The following is a 16,034-nucleotide window of genomic DNA, read 5'->3' on the forward strand; positions in this document are numbered from 1 at the left end:
ATCTCCGATTTTCGGCCGCCGTTTATCAGGGGCAACCGCTACCGGCGCCGAAACAGCCGTTCGCGAAGCGTCCGCGAGGACGGTCGCTCGGCGAGCAGCACCGGCGTCTCGATGTCTTCGAGCACCGACAGCGCGAGCGACCCGCCGACGACCCGCGACAGCAACCCCCGTTCGGTCGCACCGACGACGACGAGCGTCCGGGAGGCCGCCGCCGTTTCGATTGCGGCCTCAACGTCCCCGGTGTCGACGAGCAACTCGGCGTCGGCGAGGCCGTGGTCGGTAGCCCACTCGGCGAGGAACGCTCGCCCGGCCTCCTCGTCGCCATCCTCTGCGACGTACAGAAGGGACACCTCGGCGCCGACCGTCTCCCGGAGTGCGCGGGCGATGGCCGCCGACAGCTCCGAGGAGTAGCCGCCGGCCGTCGGAACCAACACCCGCGAGGGGTCGAACGCCTCGCCGTCGAAGACGAGGAAATCACACGGGAGGTCGTGGGCCAACTCCTCGACGACGCCTTCGGCCCGGCCGCCGAAGCGGGCGCCGCTGTACCCCATCACCACGGCGTCGGCGGCGTTGGTTCGCGCGGCGTCGAACACCTCCGCGAGGCCGCGGTGGGAGAGCACCGTCTTCGTCTCGACGGGGACGCCGGCGGCCTCGGCGTCGGCCTTCGCCGCCCCGAGCAACTCAGCGGATTCGGCGTCGATTCGCTCGCGGTTCTCGGCGGCGACCGACAGGGCCGTCTGGTCCGGTACCTGCACGATGTGTATCGCGAGGACGGTCCCGTCGCAGTGGTTCGCCCACGCCGCCGCAAGCGAGACCAGCGCCGACTCGGTTCGCGGATTCGACAGCGCGACCATCACCGTCGGTCCCTCCGAGCCGTTCGCCCGCTCGTCGGTCGAGGTCACTGCGAGGCCTCACTCGCTCGGTAGCGCGACGACCGGCAGCGTCGCCTCGGTGACGAGTCGAATCGACGTATCGCCAGACAGCAGCCGAACGAGTCGGCTCCCGTCGCGGGCGACGAAGGCGATAGCCGTCGCGTCGTGTCCGTTCGCCTCCGCCAACAGCGTCTCGACGACGTCGGTTCCGTACGCCGTATCTCGTTCGACGGACACGTCGTCGCCGAGAGTGTCTTCGACCACGTCGAGAATCGTCTGGGCGTCCTCCTGCCGCTTTGCCAGCGGTGCTTTGTCGATACCACCGCCGGCCTTCTCGATGACGTGGACCGCGATGACCTGCTCGATCTCGTCGAGATACGGCGAAAGCGCCGCACACGTCTCGGCCGCGTCGTCTTCGGTCGCAACCGGGACAACCACCCGCTGTAGGAGAGTCATACTCGACGGTACGCTGGGCCGTCCGTTAAGCCTTCCCTCGCGGTCAGGAGGTAGTGAATCCCGCCGACCCGTCGTATTCCTCGAGAACCCACTCTAGTTCCTCGATTGCACGGAGGATGGCAACCTCGGCGGTGTCCTCGAACTCCGAGGACGGCGGGTCGTAGTCGTCGTACTGGGCCTCCAGTTCCGCGATTCGCTCTCGAATCGCCGCTTCGTCTCGCATACCTCGAGACACCGCCGGAGCCCTCTTTGTCCTTGCGGCGTCGAGCGCGCCGCCGGAAGTCGGAAGCCGCTGGCCCCCCAACACCAGGTATGACCGACGAGATTCCCCAAACCGACGAGGAGTGGCGCGAGGTGCTGACCGACGAGGAGTACCGAATCCTCCGCGAGCAGGCCACCGAACCGAAGTTCACCGGCGAGTACCTCGGCAAGGACGACGACGGCAACTACTGCTGTGCCGGCTGTGGCGCCGTCCTGTTCGACTCGGAGACGAAGTTCGACTCGAACTCGGGGTGGCCCTCCTTCTACGACGCCGAAGAGAATTCCGTCGAGTTGCGCGAGGACCGCAGCCACGGGATGGTCCGCACCGAAGTCGTCTGTGCTCGCTGTGAGGGCCACCTCGGACACGTCTTCGAGGACGGCCCCGAGCCGACCGGCAAGCGGTTCTGCATCAACTCCGCGGCGTTGGATTTCGAATCGGGGTAACTCCCACGCCGGGAATCGAAGTGATAATCCTCATATAACGCGCCCGACAAGCGGCGACAAGGATGTCCACGAACGACACCGGTGGTGTGAGCCGACGGGACTTCGTCCGGGTCACCGCTGGCGCGACGGCCGCGGCCGCCGCCGCGTCGACCTCGGCGACGACCGCGTACGCACAGGAGGAGTTCGACTACGGCGGCTGGTTCGAGGGCGTGCCGAACTTCGAGGGTACCGTCGACCGAACCGGCGAGGACGAGGTCCGCGTCATCGTCGGCCCCGGTGGCGACCTCGTCTTCGACCCGCCGGCGATTCACGTCGACCCCGGGACGACCGTCGTCTTCGAGTGGGACCAGGGGTTCCACAACGTCGTCGAGAAAGAATCCGGCGAGCGATACGGCAGCGAACTCGCCGACACCACGGGAACGACCTACACGGTCACCTACGAGAGCGACGGCATCTCGACGTACGTCTGTGAACCGCACGAAACGCAGGGCATGAAAGGCGCCGTCGCCGTCGGCAGCGGCGAGGGAACGCCCGACATCACCGAAGGCGAGATGGGAATGGCCGACGGTGGCGACGGCAGCGGCGACGGCAGTGACGGCGGTGGCGGGGACGGCGAAAACGGCGGTAGCGATGGTGAAAGCGGCGACGGGAGCGGCGGCGACGGGAGCGGCGGCGACGGGAGCGGCGGCGACGGGAGCGGCGGCGACGGGAGCGGACTCCCCGACAACGACGTGTTGGCGCTGTACGGTATCGCGCTCGTTCTCGCGTTCCTCTCGCCGATTGCGCTCGTCGTGTTGATGCTCCGTCAGGGTCAGGACGAACCCGAGTACTGAACGGTCTCACCGGCGGTGAGCGTTCGTTTTCGAAGCAAAGCCGAGTGGAGAGGCGACCGCAGTGGAGAGCAAAAACTGTGGATTGAGAGTGGATTAGAGACTGGCGCCGACAGCGACGGTCTCGTCGGTGCCTGCGAAATCGGCCGCCTCGTTGGCGTACTCCGAGGCGTCGACGATATCGGCGATGGCCGGACCGAAGGTGTAGCGGTTCGTTTCTTCGGGGGCATCCGGCGATTCGACGAAGTACGTGAACGTCACGGGGCCGTCTTCCTCGAGTTCTGTCGTCGAGATCTCGCGGAACTCGACGACACGCTCGCCGTCACGAGTCGTCTCGGTCCCCTGACCGAACGACTCCAGTAGGTCCCAGTTCTCCGGGATCCGGTCGTAGACGACCGCGTCGTCGTCGAGATCCGAGACGGTCAGACGGACCCGATTCGCGCGACCACCGGGCGTGACCTGTGAGTCGACTGTCCGGGAGCCGTCAGCAGTGAACGTCTCCTGAGGAATCTCGCCGGCTTCGAAGTCGAGTTCGAGGTCGAAGTACGCCTGCACGTCGTAGCCGTTGACGACGCCGGGCACGTTGACGAGTTTCGCGACGACGTAGTACGTTCGCTCGGTGGATTCGTCGGCGCCGGCGTCGGCGGTCGGCACGTCGACGGAAACCGACCCGGTGCCGTCGATGCCTTCGACGCTGGCGACGACGTTGGGTTCGCCGTTGGCGGCCGGCGTCTCCGCATCGTAGACGAACAGGTCGATGTGGGGATCTCCCTTCGCCATTCCGGCGTTGCCGCCGGCATAGCGGCTGAAGGAGATGGACGCGTCGAGGGTGCCGCCGCGGGCGGTGACGTAGCCGCCGACCGCACGGGAATCCTCGGGAACGTCGAGGCCGACGGTCTCCTCGTAACTCGCCGAAGTCGACCCCTCGTCGGAACCCGGAAGCAACTCACGCGTCACGGCGTCGATGGCTGCGTCGATGTTCACCCGACCGAACCCCTCGTAGGGGTCCCGCTCGGCGTGAGTGTAGACGGGGGCCTTCCCTCGGTGATACGGCGCCGCGGTGAAGGCCGTCGTCGAAGCCGTCGCCAACAGGACCTGCTTCAACCGCATCACGTCCTCGCGGTCGGTGTCGACGGGCGCGGGCAGCGAAATGCCATCGGGAGCGTCCTCCTCCATCGCCTGTGCGACTAGTCCAGCGGTTCCACACACCGACGGCGACGCCATCGAGGTGCCGCCTTTGCCGGTGTAGTCGCGCACGTCGCCGAACTCCGCATCGGAGTTCGGGTCGCCGGCCTTCGACGCCCAGTCGAGCTGGGTGAGCTGGCCGCCCGGTGCGGTCACGTCGGGTTTGGCGTGCGGCGTGCCGTCCTCGTCGACGCCGCCGACACCACCCGAGGAGTACGACGCGATGCCGTCTCGGGGGCCGGTCGCGACGACCGAGATGGCCTCCTCGACGACCGCCGGCGAGGAGTTACCGTTGGCCGGCGTCGCGGCGTTGCCCGCGGCAGCGACCGTCAGGATGCCGCCGTCGGTGATCGACTCGACGTCGCCGGGCGTCGTATCGACGACGCCGCCCAAAATGCCGAACGGAACGCCGCCGACGGCACCCCACGACATGTTGACCGCGCGGACGTTGAACGCCTCGGTGAAGTCGCCGGCCGCGCGAGCGAGGTTGTTCGTCCCCCCACCGAGTCCGGAGATCGCGACGAGGCTGTTGCCCGGCGCGATGCCGGCGTGGATGGCGTAGTCGTCGTCCTCGTTCGCCTCGCCGTTGGTGTCCTCGAAGGATTCGAAGGCGCCGACGGCGACCTCCTCGACGCGGCCGGGAGCGACGGCCTCGCCTTCCGTCGTCCGAACGTAGACGGTGTACGTCTCCGTTCCGCTGTCGTGGTTGGTCGGCGTCTGAGTGATGTTCGCCTCAAGCGAGATTTCGGAGGTGCTGTTGGCGCCGACCGAGCGGGCGAGTTGCCGACCTTCGGGGCCTTCGATAACGACCTCGACCCCGTCGCCGGTGGCGGCGCCGAAGACGCCCGTGCCAGCCTCGGCATCGACCTCGTATTCGAGGAAATCGCCAGCGACGAGAATCGCGTTCGGCGAGTCCGTCGTCGAATCCGCGACGGTCGCCCCGCGACCCGACCCCGTCATGATACCGGAGACGTGCGTGCCGTGGCCGTTCGCGTCCCGCGGCGCGTCGAAGTTCCCGTAGGAAGTGTCCTGATTGTGCCAGGCGACGAGTTCCGGCGTGTCGTCTTTCCCCGGCAGCAGGGTGTCGCTGTCGATAGAGACGTCCTCCGTGACGGTGACCTCCCGAGTTTCGGTCTCGCCGGTGTCGACCAACTCCTCGAACTCGGCGGTGACCGTGTAGGTGTTGACGCTCCGCCACGTGACGACCTCGAAGGTGTAGTCGTCCTCGGCGTTCAGTTCGATGGGGTCCTCGACGACGACGGTCTTCGTACTCTCGGTGTTGACCACGAGACCGCCGCCGGTGGAGGCGACCTGCGTTCCGTTCTTCAGGATTTGGAGTTCACACTCGCCGGGTTCTTCGGTCCCCTCGGGCGTGCCGGGTTCCCAATCGACGGTGCCTCGCAGTTGAACGCGGCTGTCGTCGTCCGTTTCGAACTCGCCGGTGTCGATTTGGGCTGGCCCGAACGTCTCCGAGAAGCCGAGCGCGCCGGCACCGGCGTTCTGTCCCGAGTACTCCTCGGTCTGTCGGACCGTGTTTTCGAACACCGGCAGTTCCGTCTCTTCGGTGCCGACGTTGCGTTCGAGGACGAGTTCGTCGTCGCTGTTCGTGGTCGCGGAGACGCCGTTCCACGGGCCGAGGTCGGCGTGTCGGCCGTCGGCCCCGGAGTCCGTCAGCGCCAGCGAGCGGTCCGCACGCCCGCGGTAGCCGCGTCGCCACGCTTTCTGGGCCTCACGGACGCGGATGTTCTGAAAAACCGAGTCGATGGTGTGGTCGGCGGCGGCGGTGCCACTCGCCGAGGCACCGAGAACGCCCGCCGCGGCGGCCACACCGGAGACTTTCATGAACGTCCGGCGGGAGAAATCCGTGCTGTCGTCGTCGTTCTGCTGTCCACTCATGGGATGTGAGTCAGCCTACAGAAACCCACTCAAAAGGGGTTCTGGCAAAACCGTCCAAAGGTGTCTTAGCACACCTCTACCAGCAAATTCCGCCGATAAGAACCTGCTCTGCGAGCGCCGAACACATCCACCCTCGGGGATTTATATTTCCGGCCATTACGGCGAGACATGACCGACCTCTCGTTGGACGCCGAGCAACTCGACCGCTACTCCCGACACATCATCATGGACGGCGTGGGGCCGGAGGGACAGAAGAAGCTCCTCGATTCGAACGTGCTGTGTATCGGTGCGGGCGGTCTCGGCTCACCGATTATCCAGTATCTCGCCGCCGCGGGCGTCGGTACGCTCGGCATCGCCGACGACGACGTCGTCGAGCGGTCGAACCTCCAGCGACAGGTCATCCACGGCGACCCCGACGTGGGGCGGCCGAAAGTCGACTCCGCCCGGGAGTTCGTCGAGCGACAGAACCCCGACGTGACCGTCGAGACCCACGAGACGCGCGTCACCGCCGACAACATCGAGGGACTGCTCGAGTCCTACGACGTGGTCGTCGACGGGTCGGACAACTTCGCGACGCGGTATCTCGTCAACGACGCGTGTACGCTCGCGGGCGTCCCGTTCGCCCACGGCGCGATTCTCCGCTTCGAGGGGCAGATAACGACGTTCGAGGCGAACGAAGACGGCCCCTGCTATCGGTGTCTGTTCCCCGAAGCGCCGCCGGCGGGTACCGTCCCCGACTGTGCGACGGCCGGTGTCCTCGGCGTCCTCCCCGGAACGGTCGGCTGCATTCAGGCGACCGAAGCCGTCAAACTCGTTCTCGGGTACGGCGAGACCCTCGACGGCCGGATGCTGTTCTACGACGCCGGCGACATGACCTTCGAGGAAATCGCCATCGAGCAGCGCCCCGACTGTCCGGTGTGTGGCGACGGCGAAGAGCGAATCGAGTCGATACACGACGTGGAGTACACCGAAACCTGCGCTATCTGAGCGGTCTCAGGGGGCACGTATCTCCTCGTGTTCGAATCGCTCGCCGCGCCAGCGCCAACTGCCGAGTTCGGCGTCGCCGGCCAGCGAGACGATGACGTAGGAGTGGTCGGGCCACGCCGCCAGTCGGGCGTCGGTGTCGCTCGGTTCGGCCGGTCCCCGCGGGTGAGAGTGATAGAAGCCGACCACGTCCAGTCCCGCTGCGTCGATTCGCTCCAACAGGTCGAGTTCCTCGGTCGGTTCGATTTCGTAGCGCGTCCGCGGCGTCGCCGCGGCGTTGTCGGCCCGATAGCAGCGTTCGACGGTCGAGCGGCCCTCGCCGTGGTCGCCGGCCAACACGCCGACGACCTCCTCGGGGGCGCCCTCACGGGCGTGGGCGAGTATCTCCGCTCTGAGTTCCGACGGCAGCGAGAGTGTCATGCGGTCGTCCGGGCGAGCGGTCGTGCCGCCCACTCCTCGGGCGCCTCGAAGACGTCGGGATGCACCAGCGCCGCCAGCGTCTCCAGCGTGTCGACGACTCGCGGGCCGGGCCGGTTCATCAGGTGGTGGCCATCCATCGCGTAGGCGCGGTTGGTCTCGACCGCCCGTAGATGCTCGAAGCCGGGTCGGTCCGTCAAATCGGTGAGGTTCTCGAACGTCTGTTCCAACTCGAACCCACACGGCGCCGCGACGAGTACGTCGGAGTCGTACTCGCGGATTTCGGCCCACTCCCGTGGCGTCGAGGCGTCCCCAGGGTTGGCGAGTCCGTAGCGGCCGCCGGCCAACTCGACCAACTCGGGCACCCAGTGGCCGGCGACCATCGCCGGGTCGAGCCAATCGAGGATGGCCACTTCCGGTCGGTCGTCCGTGTCGCTCACTCGCCGTTCGACCGCTTCGACGCGACTCTGGAGGTCGGAGAGCAGGCTCTCGGCGCGCTGCTCGCGGCCCAGCGCCGCACCGATTCGCTCGATGTCGTCGAAGATGTCACCGAGGCTGTGGGGGTCGGTCGTCAGCAACTCACAGTCCAGTCCGAGGTCAGCGATGGCTTCCTCGACGACGACGGTGTCGACGGCACACACCTCACAGATGCCCTGTGAGATGACGAGGTCGGGGTCGGCCGCGGCGAGCGCCTCGCGGTCGATGGCGTAGACGCCGCCGTCGGATTCGGCCTGTTGGACTTGGCTGTCGATGTCGGCGCTGGACGCCGAGGCATCGATTCTAGATTCGACGACGGACGGTACCTCGGCCGCCTCCGGCGGGTAATCGCACTCGTGGGAAGTTCCGACAGGTTCGACGCCGAGGGCGTAGACGATTTCGGTCGCCGAAGGGAGCAGTGAGACGACGCGCATACCCACTGTAGGGACGCCAGCGGGTTAAAGGAACCCCGCGACGAGAGGACAGTCGTGCGGGTCGACTACCACACCCACTCGACGTACTCCGACGGCCGCTTTATGTGGTCGATGTGCGGCGCCGCCGAAGACGCCGGTCTCGACGCCATCGGCTTTGCCGACCACTGTAACGTCTCCTCGCGGGCGGCCCAGAAGCGCGCGAAGAAGGCACTCGGGTTCAATCTCGACGTGACCTACGAGCGCCGCCGCGACGCCATCGAGACCGTCGACGACCGCTTCGATATCGACGTGTACGACGGCGTCGAGATGGACTACGACGCCCGAGACGAGGAGGCGATTGCGGCGTTTCTGGACGAAGCCGACTTCGAGTACGCCATCGGCAGCGTCCACCACCTCGACGGGATGAACGTCCACATCGAACCGTACTTCGCGAAGAAGACCGACGACGAGCGCTCGGCGTTGGTCGATACCTTCTACGAGGAGGCGGTCGCGCTGCTGGAATCGGAGTTGTTCGACATCGCGGCCCACGTCGATTTGGTCGAGCGCAACCCCACCCTCCGGGGGTACGCGACCGAAGACCACTACCGGGCGGTCGCGGAGGCCGCCGCGGACTCCCGGACGAAACTCGAACTCAACGCCGGCCGAATCCTCGCCGACTACGGCGAGTTCCACCCCAACCCCGGCTTTCTCGACGTACTGGCGGAATACGGCGTCGAGTTCGTCCCCGGCACCGACAGCCACGACCCAACCGAGATGGGTGAACGGAAAGAGGAGTTAGAGAAATTCGTCGCGGCACACGGCTTGAACACTTCCGAGTTGTCGCTCTAGACGTGGAACTCGTAGAGGTCGTCGCCGACGTGGTGCAGCGACTCGACGACTTTCCCGCTGTCGCCGACCATGTCGTCGCCGTCGGCCTCGGCGCGGCCGATGGCGAGGGCCTTGCTGTGGGTCTCCTCGACGATGACGACGAGGTCGCCGGGTTCGATGTCGTCGGTCGCCTCGGTGATGCCCGGTCGCATCACGTTCGCGCCGTCGGAGACGAAGGAGATGGCCCCCGAATCGACGGTGACGACGTGGTTCTGTGGCGGATACTCGTTGGCGCCGCGCACGGTGAGAAAGAGGTCGCCGTCGAAGGAGGCGACGAGTGGTTCCCCGTCGACGAGAACGACCTCGCGGTCGACGTCGGTGAACTCGACGCGTTCGTAGCTGTCGCCGTCGAGGTCGACGCCGAGGTGGTCGGCGAGGTCGGCCTCCAGTTCGCTGATTTCGTCCGACCGGAGGTGGTGGCGTGACTTCACGTCCATACCCGAGAGTCAGTCGTCATCGGCTAAAAACCGCCGGTCCGGCGGTCGCGCGACGAGGGCTGTCAGGGCTCGCGAGTCATCTACGGACCCACCACCGCTAAGACGGGAGCGCCCAGTAATCCAGTATGATAGATTTACGCAGCGACACGGTGACGAAACCCTCGCCCACGATGCGGGAGGCCGCCGCCGACGCCGAAGTCGGCGACGATGTCTACGGCGAAGACCCGACGATAAACGACCTCGAATCGACGTTCGCCGAGTTGGTCGACAAGGAGGGCGCACTGTTCGTCCCCTCGGGGACGATGGGTAACCAAATCGCCGCGAAGGTCCACACCGAAGCAGGCCAAGAGGTACTCGTCGAACGCGAGAGCCACGTGTACAAGTGGGAGTTGGGCGGCCTCGCACAGCACGCCGGCCTGCAGGCGCGGACGATAGACGGCGGCGACCGCGGCGTCGTGACGCCCGACGCGGTTCAAGAGGGGTACGTCGAGGAAGACGACCACCGCCCCGGAACCGGGTTGCTGTGTCTAGAGAACACCCACAACAGCAAGGGCGGGACGGCCATCGCGGCGGAGCGAATCGACGCTGCCTGCGAGACAGCCCACGACCACGGCGTCTCGGTCCACCTCGACGGGGCGCGTCTGTTCAACGCCGCAGCGGCGCTGGAGGTCGACGCGGCCCGACTCGCTCGCGAGGTCGATTCGGTGATGTGCTGTCTCTCGAAGGGACTCGGCGCGCCCGTCGGGTCGATGCTCGCCGGCAGCGAGGCGTTCGTCGAGTCGGCCCGCCGGGTTCGAAAACTGTTCGGCGGCGGGATGCGACAGGCCGGGATGATTGCCGCGCCCGGACTCCTCGCGTTGGAGAACCGCGAGCGACTGGCCGAGGACCACGAAAACGCCCGACGACTGGCCGAAGGGTTGGAAGCGATAGAGGGACTGTCGGCACGAGAACCGGAGACGAACATCGTGTTGGTCGAAACTGCAGACCCCGCCGAGGCGTTCCTCGAACGCTGTGAGCGCGAGGACGTGTTGGGTGTCCCGTTCGGAGAGCACGTCGTGCGGTTCTGTACCCACCTCGATGTCGATACTGACGACATCGACGCCGCGGTTCGGCGAATCGAGCGAGTGGCCTGAACGCGGCTACTTCCGGCCTTCGCGCATCCCTTCGGAGAAACTGAGCAGCGTCCGCCGGATTAGTAGGAAGAAGGCGAAGACGATGAGCAGCAGCACCAGGATGATGCCGACGAGGACGGGGTCGACCTCGGGCAGCTGCAGGGGGAACATACTCGCCGGTTGCCGCGCCACCGCAAAATCGTTTCGGGGGCGGCCGCTCGCCGAAACCTCGCGGAACAAAGTTCTTAGCCCCCCAGTTAAAAACGAACGACAATGAGCCTCCTGCCCTCCAGCCCGGACGTCTCTCCCGACGGCGAGCCGCGGGTCGTCGGCCTCGACAGCGAGGAGGCCGACGACCTGATGGCCGCGCTCTCCTCGACGACGGCCCGTCGGCTCCTCGCCGAACTCCACGAGGAGCCGGCGCCGCCCGGCGAACTCGCCGACCGGGCCGACACGTCTCTGCAGAACGCCCAGTATCACCTCGAGAAACTCGAAGACGCCGGCGCAATCGAAGTCGTCGGCACGGCCTACTCCGAGAAGGGTCGGGAGATGCGCGTCTACGGCCCCGCCGACAGCCCGCTGGTCATCTTCGCCGGCGAGAAGGAACGCGCCTCGGGGCTTCGAGCGGCGCTGTCGCGGCTGTTCGGCGGCTTTCTCGCCCTCGCCGTCGGCGCCTTCGCCGTCCAGGAACTGTTCGGTGGCGTCCCGGAAGGCGCCGCACCCGCCGGCGGCGGTGGTGGCAACGGTGGAGGTGATGGAAACGGCGGGGCTGCGGAGGCGACGCAGACCCCGACGCCAGAGCAGACACCGCAACCGACCGCGACGGCGACCGAGAGCAACGACGTGGGTGCGTTCGACGCGACGGAGACGCCGGCACCGGAGGCGACCGAGGCCGCAACCGACACGCCGGTCGGCGAACAGATGGACACGCCCGCCGCGACCGAGGGTGCCGCCACGCCGACGCCCACCGCCGAAGAAGCCGCGACGCCGGCCGATGGCGCCGTCGACTTTCTCGACCCGCTGTTCGACGCGCTGTTCGGTGCGGGGCTGGAACCGGGCGTCGCGTTCTTCCTCGGCGGGGCGACGGTGCTGACCGTCGTCGTGGCGCTGACGTACCTCCGCGGCCGGTGAGTCCAGCGTTTCGGTACGTTAAATCGCCGTTTGACCTTCCGTTGGTGCCTTATTATCACCGGTAGACGCATCAAACGCGCTGAACGCTTCGGCCCTCCATTCCCGCTGACGACCCTCCGACACCCCCGCCCGGCGTTCGGCGCGTTCCTCCTTCATAACCCACCGAGCGACGGCTACTCCAGCGGCCGCGGTTCGACGACGAACCGCTCGAAAACCGCACCGGAGGGCTCGAGTAGCCGCCCCTCGGCGCGACCGGCCGCGTCGTCGAACTCCAACTCCGCGTGGGCGGGTCGGTTCCACCGCGGGTCGGCGTGACTCCCCGGATTCAACATCGGGACGGGGCCCTCACGGAACTCGGGGGCGTGGGAGTGGCCGAACACGAGGAGGTCGGCGTTGGCCTGCCGGCCGAGCATCGACAGCGCCGTGTCGGTGTGTTCGTGGCCGTGGACGACCGCGATTCGGAGCCCCGCCCACTCGACGAGTTCCTCGGCGGGGACGCGCTCCCGAACCGCCGGCGGGTCGTTGTTGCCGTAGACGCCGCGGAGGTCACAGCGGGTCTCGAAGGCGTCGAGGACCGTCTCGGTCATGTAGTCGCCGGCGTGGATGACGAGGTCAGCCGCGTCGACGGCCTCGGCGGTCCGGCCCTCGAGTCGCGTCGAATCACGGCCGTGGGTGTCGGAGAGGACGACGAGCATACCCGCGGTAGAACCCCCGGCCGCATGACACCAACGCTTAGTGTGTCCCCGTGGACGACACCCACATGGCAGGTAGTACGGGCGTCGTCATCGCCGCGATGTTCGCCAACGGCGGTATCGCCGTCCTGAAGTTCATCGGCTTCCTGTTGACCGGAAGCCCCTCGATGCTGGCCGAGACGTATCACTCCATCTCCGACACCGGCAACCAGGTGCTGCTGTTGGTCGGCATCAAGTACAGCCAACAGGACGCGAGCAGGAGACACCCGTTCGGTTACGGGAAAGCGCAGTTCTTCTATGCCTTTCTCGTCTCGGTACTGCTGTTCGGCATCGCCGGCTGGGAGAGCCTGAAACACGGCATCAGCGAGGTCAGAGCGGGCGGTCACGAAACGGAAGCCGGCCCCGCGGAGTTCCTCGGCTACACCATCGACATCACGCCGCCGGTCGACCCCTTCTGGATCGTCGTCGCCATCCTCTTCGGCGGCATCGCCTTCGAGACCTACGCGTTCGTGAAGGCCAACGCCGAACTCCGACGGCAGATGGAGACCTACGGCTGGTCGGGGTACCGGGAGGCCTTCGACCGGACGAGCGACCTGACGACGCTGACGGCGTTCACCGAGGACACCGTCGCCCTCGCGGGGTTGGTCGTCGCGCTGTTCGGTATCGTCGCCACCCGCATCACCGAGAACCCCATTTACGACGCGCTCAGCGCGGTCGTCATCGGCGTGTTGCTGATGGGCTTTGCGGTGCTGTTGGCCATCGAGAACAAGCGGCTCATCCTCGGCGAAAGCCTCGCGAGCGACGTCGAAAGCGACCTCCGGAGAATCGTCGAATCCCAAGAGAGCGTCGCCCACGTCGACGACTTCCGGACGATGTTCATCGGACCGGGTCAGGTCCTCGTCACCGCCGACGTGAGCTTCGATTCGGGGCTGACGACCGAGGAGGTCAACACCGGCATCAGCGAGATGGAGGTGGCGATGCGGGAACGCGACGACCGCGTGAAGACCATCTACATCGAGCCCGAACTGTAGCGGCCGCCCGTTTCGAGTCCTTTTTCCACCGCTGGAGAGTACCTCGCGTATGCTCACAGCGGGCGTCATCGCGGTACAGGGCGACGTGGCCGAACACGCGGCGGCCATTCGTCGGGCCGCAGAACGCCACGGCGAGTCGGTCACCGTCGAGGAGATTCGGACCGCCGGCGTCGTCCCGGAGTGTGACCTGCTGCTCATGCCCGGCGGAGAGTCGACGACGATTTCGCGGCTGCTCCGGGAGGAAGGCATCGACGAGGAGATTCGCGCCCACGCCGAGGCCGGCAAGCCGATGTTGGTCACCTGTGCCGGCCTCATCGTCGCCAGCCGCGACGCCAAAGACGACCGCGTGACGACGCTCGACATCCTCGACGTGAGTGTCGACCGCAACGCCTTCGGTCGACAGAAGGACAGTTTCGAGGCGGCCCTCGACGTGACCGGCCTCGAGGAGCCGTTTCCCGCCGTGTTCATCCGCGCGCCGGCCATCGACGAGGTCGGCGACCAAATCGACGTACTCGCCACGTTCGACGGGCGACCGGTCGCCGTCCGGGAAGACAACGTCGTCGGGACGGCGTTCCATCCGGAGTTGACCGACGACTCACGTATCCACGGCCTGGCGTTTTTCCGATAGCGACATCGCCACCGCCCGCAAGCGAGTGGCTTTTTGAACCGCCGTCACCTCCCAACTGTATGAACGCACACATCGAGGGGGTCCGCGTCGCCGAGACCGCCTCGGGACTCGCGGCGGTCGTGACGCTCGGCGTAGAGGGCGACGACGAGGTGTTGCCCATCTTCATCGGCGTCGAGGAGGCCACGAGCATCGCTCGTGGACTCGATGCCACCGACATCGGCCGGCCGCTCACCCACGACCTCCTGTTGGACGTGATGGAGGAACTCGGGGGGCGCGTCGAACGCGTCGTCGTCTCCGGCCTCGACGACGGCACCTACGTCGCGGACCTCCACGTCGAGACCCCACGCGACGAGGCGGTCGTCGACGCCCGCCCGAGCGACTCGCTGGCGCTTGCGGCCCGAACGAACGCCGACATCGAAGTCGAAGACGCGGTCTTCGATGCCAACCGGGAACCCCTCGACGAGTACGGCGAACTCGACGACATTCGGGAGGTGATGGCCTGATGGACGACGCAGACGACGTACTCGACGAACTGTTCGACGTCATCGAGTCCCGCAAAGAGGAACTGCCGGAGGACTCCTACACCACCTCGCTGTTCACTCACGAGAAAGGCGAGAACGCGGTGTTGGAGAAATTGGGCGAGGAGACGACCGAACTGATTCTGGCGGCGAAAGACGATGACAGCGAGGAGTTGGCCCACGAAGCCGCCGACATCGTCTATCACATGCTCGTGTTGCTGTCGATGAAAGAGATGGACCTCGAGGACCTGCGGGCGGAACTGCGGGAGCGGCGCTAATCGGTCGGGACGCGGTCGACGTGGTGGACTGCTTCGGGAGAGAGGAGTCGCCCGCTCGGGAGTTCGAGCCAGCCGTTGGCTTTGATTCGGACGGACCCTTCGTGGAGAACCGTCTCCCCATCATCGGCATCGGCGTAGACCACCACGCCCTCGTATCGCTCCTCGAAAACGTCCAAGAGGGCTTCGCGGACGGCTTCTGCGGGGGCAATCATACCTACGGATACGAACACGGCGATAAAAAAACGGTCCGCCGAACCGGTCCGTGACGGCTACTGGCGTTCGAACCGGTAGGTGACTATCTCGCTCGTCGGGTCCCACTCGAAGTTCCCGCCGTGGACCATCTTCATCCGTTCCTTGTACGCCTCCAGTGAGTCAGAGCCTTCCCGCTGTGCGTCCTCGTCGGTCAAATCACCGAGCGTACGCTCCTCGACGCTGGACACCTCGAAGGTCGTCTCCTCGATGGCGAAGGTGTCGCCTTCGGTCGCATAGCGGTTCGAGGCGCCGCGGCTGAGTTGCGTCACGTCACCCGCGAGGACGGCCTGTTTCACGCGGTCGTTCGGCAGCAGGGCGTCGGCGTCGATGGATGCCATACCGGCCGTTGGGTCGCCACGAACTTAATCGGCGAGGAACCCGCCAATCGCGCCGCCGATGGCGCTGTCGATAGCGAAGACGACGGCGACGAGCGCACCGATGGTGAAGACGCCGAAGCCGGCGAGGACGCCACCTGGGCCACCGACGGTCGCGCCGACGAGCGTGACGAAGACCGCCAGCGCCACGGCCGCGACGAGGCCGCCGAACGCGCCGGCCAGGAGGCCGTGCCACGCACCGCTCGCGAGGCCGCCGCCGGCGACGACGCCCGCGACGACACCGGCGACGAACCCCGCCCCGAGGTGGCCGACGACCGGAAGCGCGAACGCGAAGAGACTCGCGACGACGCCGACGAGAAAGCCAATGAGGACCGCACGCCAGTTGGTCATGGACTGAGGTAGGGCGGCGGAACGCAAATCGTTGCTGGCCGACTCCTCCTACGGCCCGACAGCGCGGAACGCCGATACACGGCCCTTATACGGCCGGACGTACAAAC

General features: G+C 66.7%; 22 protein-coding genes. 10 read left to right on the forward strand and 12 right to left on the reverse strand.

What is annotated here, in order from left to right:
• Positions 1–38: 38 nt before the first annotated feature.
• From HWX69_RS01740 to HWX69_RS01750, 3 genes are read right to left on the reverse strand one after another with little or no spacing between them, the layout of a single operon-like run.
• Positions 39–902 carry a universal stress protein gene (locus HWX69_RS01740; RefSeq protein ID WP_348642966.1) on the reverse strand — a complete coding sequence of 288 codons (864 nt, stop codon included), beginning with the start codon at positions 900–902 and terminating at the stop codon, positions 39–41.
• A 9-nt stretch (positions 903–911) separates the two neighbouring features.
• Positions 912–1,328, reverse strand: a complete 417-nt coding sequence (locus HWX69_RS01745) for a universal stress protein (RefSeq protein WP_178915345.1) — start codon at positions 1,326–1,328, stop codon at positions 912–914.
• A 43-nt stretch (positions 1,329–1,371) separates the two neighbouring features.
• Entirely contained in the window at positions 1,372–1,551 is a 180-nt protein-coding gene (locus tag HWX69_RS01750; RefSeq protein ID WP_178915346.1) for a hypothetical protein, read from the reverse strand.
• An 89-nt stretch (positions 1,552–1,640) separates the two neighbouring features.
• On the opposite strand from HWX69_RS01750, the gene msrB reads away from it, so the two are divergent.
• Positions 1,641–2,033: a peptide-methionine (R)-S-oxide reductase MsrB gene (gene msrB / locus HWX69_RS01755; RefSeq protein ID WP_178915347.1), complete on the forward strand. Its 393-nt coding sequence runs from the start codon at positions 1,641–1,643 to the stop codon at positions 2,031–2,033.
• 62 nt (positions 2,034–2,095) lie between these two features.
• Positions 2,096–2,866, forward strand: a complete 771-nt coding sequence (locus HWX69_RS01760; protein WP_178915348.1) for a halocyanin domain-containing protein — start codon at positions 2,096–2,098, stop codon at positions 2,864–2,866.
• A gap of 93 nt (positions 2,867–2,959) precedes the next feature.
• Here HWX69_RS01760 and HWX69_RS01765 read toward each other — a convergent pair whose 3' ends face one another.
• Positions 2,960–5,944, reverse strand: coding sequence for a S8 family serine peptidase (locus HWX69_RS01765; protein WP_178915349.1), 2,985 nt, complete (start codon positions 5,942–5,944; stop codon positions 2,960–2,962).
• Between the two features lie 168 nt (positions 5,945–6,112).
• Here HWX69_RS01765 and ubaA point away from each other — a divergent pair, with 168 nt between their 5' ends.
• Positions 6,113–6,931 carry an SAMP-activating enzyme E1 gene (gene ubaA, locus HWX69_RS01770; RefSeq protein WP_178915350.1) on the forward strand — a complete coding sequence of 273 codons (819 nt, stop codon included), beginning with the start codon at positions 6,113–6,115 and terminating at the stop codon, positions 6,929–6,931.
• 6 nt (positions 6,932–6,937) lie between these two features.
• On the opposite strand, the gene HWX69_RS01775 is transcribed toward ubaA, so the two are convergent.
• Positions 6,938–7,348, reverse strand: coding sequence for a desampylase (locus HWX69_RS01775; protein WP_178915351.1), 411 nt, complete (start codon positions 7,346–7,348; stop codon positions 6,938–6,940).
• Positions 7,345–8,256 carry an ABC transporter substrate-binding protein gene (locus HWX69_RS01780; protein WP_178915352.1) on the reverse strand — a complete coding sequence of 304 codons (912 nt, stop codon included), beginning with the start codon at positions 8,254–8,256 and terminating at the stop codon, positions 7,345–7,347. The genes HWX69_RS01775 and HWX69_RS01780 overlap by 4 nt, the downstream gene beginning before the upstream one ends.
• A gap of 54 nt (positions 8,257–8,310) precedes the next feature.
• Here HWX69_RS01780 and HWX69_RS01785 point away from each other — a divergent pair, with 54 nt between their 5' ends.
• Entirely contained in the window at positions 8,311–9,084 is a 774-nt protein-coding gene (locus HWX69_RS01785) for a PHP domain-containing protein (RefSeq protein WP_348642967.1), read from the forward strand.
• Here HWX69_RS01785 and HWX69_RS01790 read toward each other — a convergent pair.
• Complete coding sequence (locus HWX69_RS01790; RefSeq protein WP_178915353.1) at positions 9,081–9,560, reverse strand: RNA-binding protein; 480 nt, start codon at positions 9,558–9,560, stop codon at positions 9,081–9,083. The two genes, HWX69_RS01785 and HWX69_RS01790, sit on opposite strands and share 4 nt — an antisense overlap.
• Before the next feature lie 125 nt (positions 9,561–9,685).
• Here HWX69_RS01790 and HWX69_RS01795 point away from each other — a divergent pair, with 125 nt between their 5' ends.
• Positions 9,686–10,693, forward strand: a complete 1,008-nt coding sequence (locus HWX69_RS01795; protein ID WP_178915354.1) for a threonine aldolase family protein — start codon at positions 9,686–9,688, stop codon at positions 10,691–10,693.
• 6 nt (positions 10,694–10,699) lie between these two features.
• Here HWX69_RS01795 and HWX69_RS01800 read toward each other — a convergent pair whose 3' ends face one another.
• The gene (locus HWX69_RS01800; RefSeq protein WP_178915355.1) at positions 10,700–10,843 is read right to left on the reverse strand and encodes a DUF7859 family protein; all 144 of its coding nucleotides are present in this window, start codon (positions 10,841–10,843) and stop codon (positions 10,700–10,702) included.
• A 102-nt stretch (positions 10,844–10,945) separates the two neighbouring features.
• Between HWX69_RS01800 and HWX69_RS01805 the strand changes: the two genes are divergently transcribed.
• On the forward strand, positions 10,946–11,803 hold the full coding sequence (locus HWX69_RS01805) for an ArsR/SmtB family transcription factor (protein ID WP_178915356.1): 858 nt from the start codon (positions 10,946–10,948) through the stop codon (positions 11,801–11,803).
• Positions 11,804–11,976: 173 nt separating this feature from the next.
• Here HWX69_RS01805 and HWX69_RS01810 read toward each other — a convergent pair whose 3' ends face one another.
• Positions 11,977–12,498: a metallophosphoesterase gene (locus tag HWX69_RS01810; RefSeq protein WP_178915357.1), complete on the reverse strand. Its 522-nt coding sequence runs from the start codon at positions 12,496–12,498 to the stop codon at positions 11,977–11,979.
• A 65-nt stretch (positions 12,499–12,563) separates the two neighbouring features.
• On the opposite strand from HWX69_RS01810, the gene HWX69_RS01815 reads away from it, so the two are divergent.
• The 4 genes from HWX69_RS01815 to hisE are packed head-to-tail and all read left to right on the forward strand — an operon-like array spanning position 12,564 to position 14,950.
• The gene (locus tag HWX69_RS01815) at positions 12,564–13,526 is read left to right on the forward strand and encodes a cation diffusion facilitator family transporter (protein WP_178915358.1); all 963 of its coding nucleotides are present in this window, start codon (positions 12,564–12,566) and stop codon (positions 13,524–13,526) included.
• Between the two features lie 49 nt (positions 13,527–13,575).
• A complete protein-coding gene (gene pdxT, locus HWX69_RS01820) occupies positions 13,576–14,154 on the forward strand; it encodes a pyridoxal 5'-phosphate synthase glutaminase subunit PdxT (RefSeq protein ID WP_178915359.1) in 579 nt (192 codons plus the stop codon).
• Positions 14,155–14,213: 59 nt separating this feature from the next.
• Positions 14,214–14,657, forward strand: coding sequence for a bifunctional nuclease family protein (locus HWX69_RS01825; RefSeq protein ID WP_178915360.1), 444 nt, complete (start codon positions 14,214–14,216; stop codon positions 14,655–14,657).
• Positions 14,657–14,950 (forward strand): phosphoribosyl-ATP diphosphatase, encoded by a 294-nt coding sequence (gene hisE / locus HWX69_RS01830; protein ID WP_178915361.1) that lies wholly within the window; start codon positions 14,657–14,659, stop codon positions 14,948–14,950. Before HWX69_RS01825 ends, hisE begins: the two co-directional genes overlap by 1 nt.
• Here the strand turns inward: hisE and HWX69_RS01835 are convergent.
• From HWX69_RS01835 to HWX69_RS01845, 3 genes are read right to left on the reverse strand one after another with little or no spacing between them, the layout of a single operon-like run.
• On the reverse strand, positions 14,947–15,162 hold the full coding sequence (locus HWX69_RS01835; protein ID WP_178915362.1) for a hypothetical protein: 216 nt from the start codon (positions 15,160–15,162) through the stop codon (positions 14,947–14,949). The genes hisE and HWX69_RS01835 overlap by 4 nt on opposite strands.
• A 57-nt stretch (positions 15,163–15,219) precedes the next feature.
• Entirely contained in the window at positions 15,220–15,540 is a 321-nt protein-coding gene (locus HWX69_RS01840) for an ASCH domain-containing protein (RefSeq protein ID WP_178915363.1), read from the reverse strand.
• 24 nt (positions 15,541–15,564) lie between these two features.
• Complete coding sequence (locus HWX69_RS01845) at positions 15,565–15,927, reverse strand: DUF5518 domain-containing protein (protein WP_178915364.1); 363 nt, start codon at positions 15,925–15,927, stop codon at positions 15,565–15,567.
• Positions 15,928–16,034 lie beyond the last annotated feature (107 nt).

Source organism: Natronomonas gomsonensis (assembly GCF_013391635.1).
Taxonomy (GTDB): domain Archaea; phylum Halobacteriota; class Halobacteria; order Halobacteriales; family Haloarculaceae; genus Natronomonas; species Natronomonas gomsonensis_A.

Bases quoted from the DNA above. Each gene is read 5' to 3' on its own strand.
- HWX69_RS01745 (WP_178915345.1), bottom strand. From the start codon at position 1,328: ATGACTCTCCTACAGCGGGTGGTTGTCCCGGTTGCGACCGAAGACGAC.
- HWX69_RS01750 (WP_178915346.1), bottom strand. From the start codon at position 1,551: ATGCGAGACGAAGCGGCGATTCGAGAGCGAATCGCGGAACTGGAGGCC.
- msrB (WP_178915347.1), top strand. From the start codon at position 1,641: ATGACCGACGAGATTCCCCAAACCGACGAGGAGTGGCGCGAGGTGCTG.
- HWX69_RS01760 (WP_178915348.1), top strand. From the start codon at position 2,096: ATGTCCACGAACGACACCGGTGGTGTGAGCCGACGGGACTTCGTCCGG.
- HWX69_RS01765 (WP_178915349.1), bottom strand. From the start codon at position 5,944: ATGAGTGGACAGCAGAACGACGACGACAGCACGGATTTCTCCCGCCGG.
- ubaA (WP_178915350.1), top strand. From the start codon at position 6,113: ATGACCGACCTCTCGTTGGACGCCGAGCAACTCGACCGCTACTCCCGA.
- HWX69_RS01775 (WP_178915351.1), bottom strand. From the start codon at position 7,348: ATGACACTCTCGCTGCCGTCGGAACTCAGAGCGGAGATACTCGCCCAC.
- HWX69_RS01780 (WP_178915352.1), bottom strand. From the start codon at position 8,256: ATGCGCGTCGTCTCACTGCTCCCTTCGGCGACCGAAATCGTCTACGCC.
- HWX69_RS01790 (WP_178915353.1), bottom strand. From the start codon at position 9,560: ATGGACGTGAAGTCACGCCACCACCTCCGGTCGGACGAAATCAGCGAA.
- HWX69_RS01795 (WP_178915354.1), top strand. From the start codon at position 9,686: ATGATAGATTTACGCAGCGACACGGTGACGAAACCCTCGCCCACGATG.
- HWX69_RS01800 (WP_178915355.1), bottom strand. From the start codon at position 10,843: ATGTTCCCCCTGCAGCTGCCCGAGGTCGACCCCGTCCTCGTCGGCATC.
- HWX69_RS01805 (WP_178915356.1), top strand. From the start codon at position 10,946: ATGAGCCTCCTGCCCTCCAGCCCGGACGTCTCTCCCGACGGCGAGCCG.
- HWX69_RS01810 (WP_178915357.1), bottom strand. From the start codon at position 12,498: ATGCTCGTCGTCCTCTCCGACACCCACGGCCGTGATTCGACGCGACTC.
- HWX69_RS01815 (WP_178915358.1), top strand. From the start codon at position 12,564: ATGGCAGGTAGTACGGGCGTCGTCATCGCCGCGATGTTCGCCAACGGC.
- pdxT (WP_178915359.1), top strand. From the start codon at position 13,576: ATGCTCACAGCGGGCGTCATCGCGGTACAGGGCGACGTGGCCGAACAC.
- HWX69_RS01825 (WP_178915360.1), top strand. From the start codon at position 14,214: ATGAACGCACACATCGAGGGGGTCCGCGTCGCCGAGACCGCCTCGGGA.
- hisE (WP_178915361.1), top strand. From the start codon at position 14,657: ATGGACGACGCAGACGACGTACTCGACGAACTGTTCGACGTCATCGAG.
- HWX69_RS01835 (WP_178915362.1), bottom strand. From the start codon at position 15,162: ATGATTGCCCCCGCAGAAGCCGTCCGCGAAGCCCTCTTGGACGTTTTC.
- HWX69_RS01840 (WP_178915363.1), bottom strand. From the start codon at position 15,540: ATGGCATCCATCGACGCCGACGCCCTGCTGCCGAACGACCGCGTGAAA.
- HWX69_RS01845 (WP_178915364.1), bottom strand. From the start codon at position 15,927: ATGACCAACTGGCGTGCGGTCCTCATTGGCTTTCTCGTCGGCGTCGTC.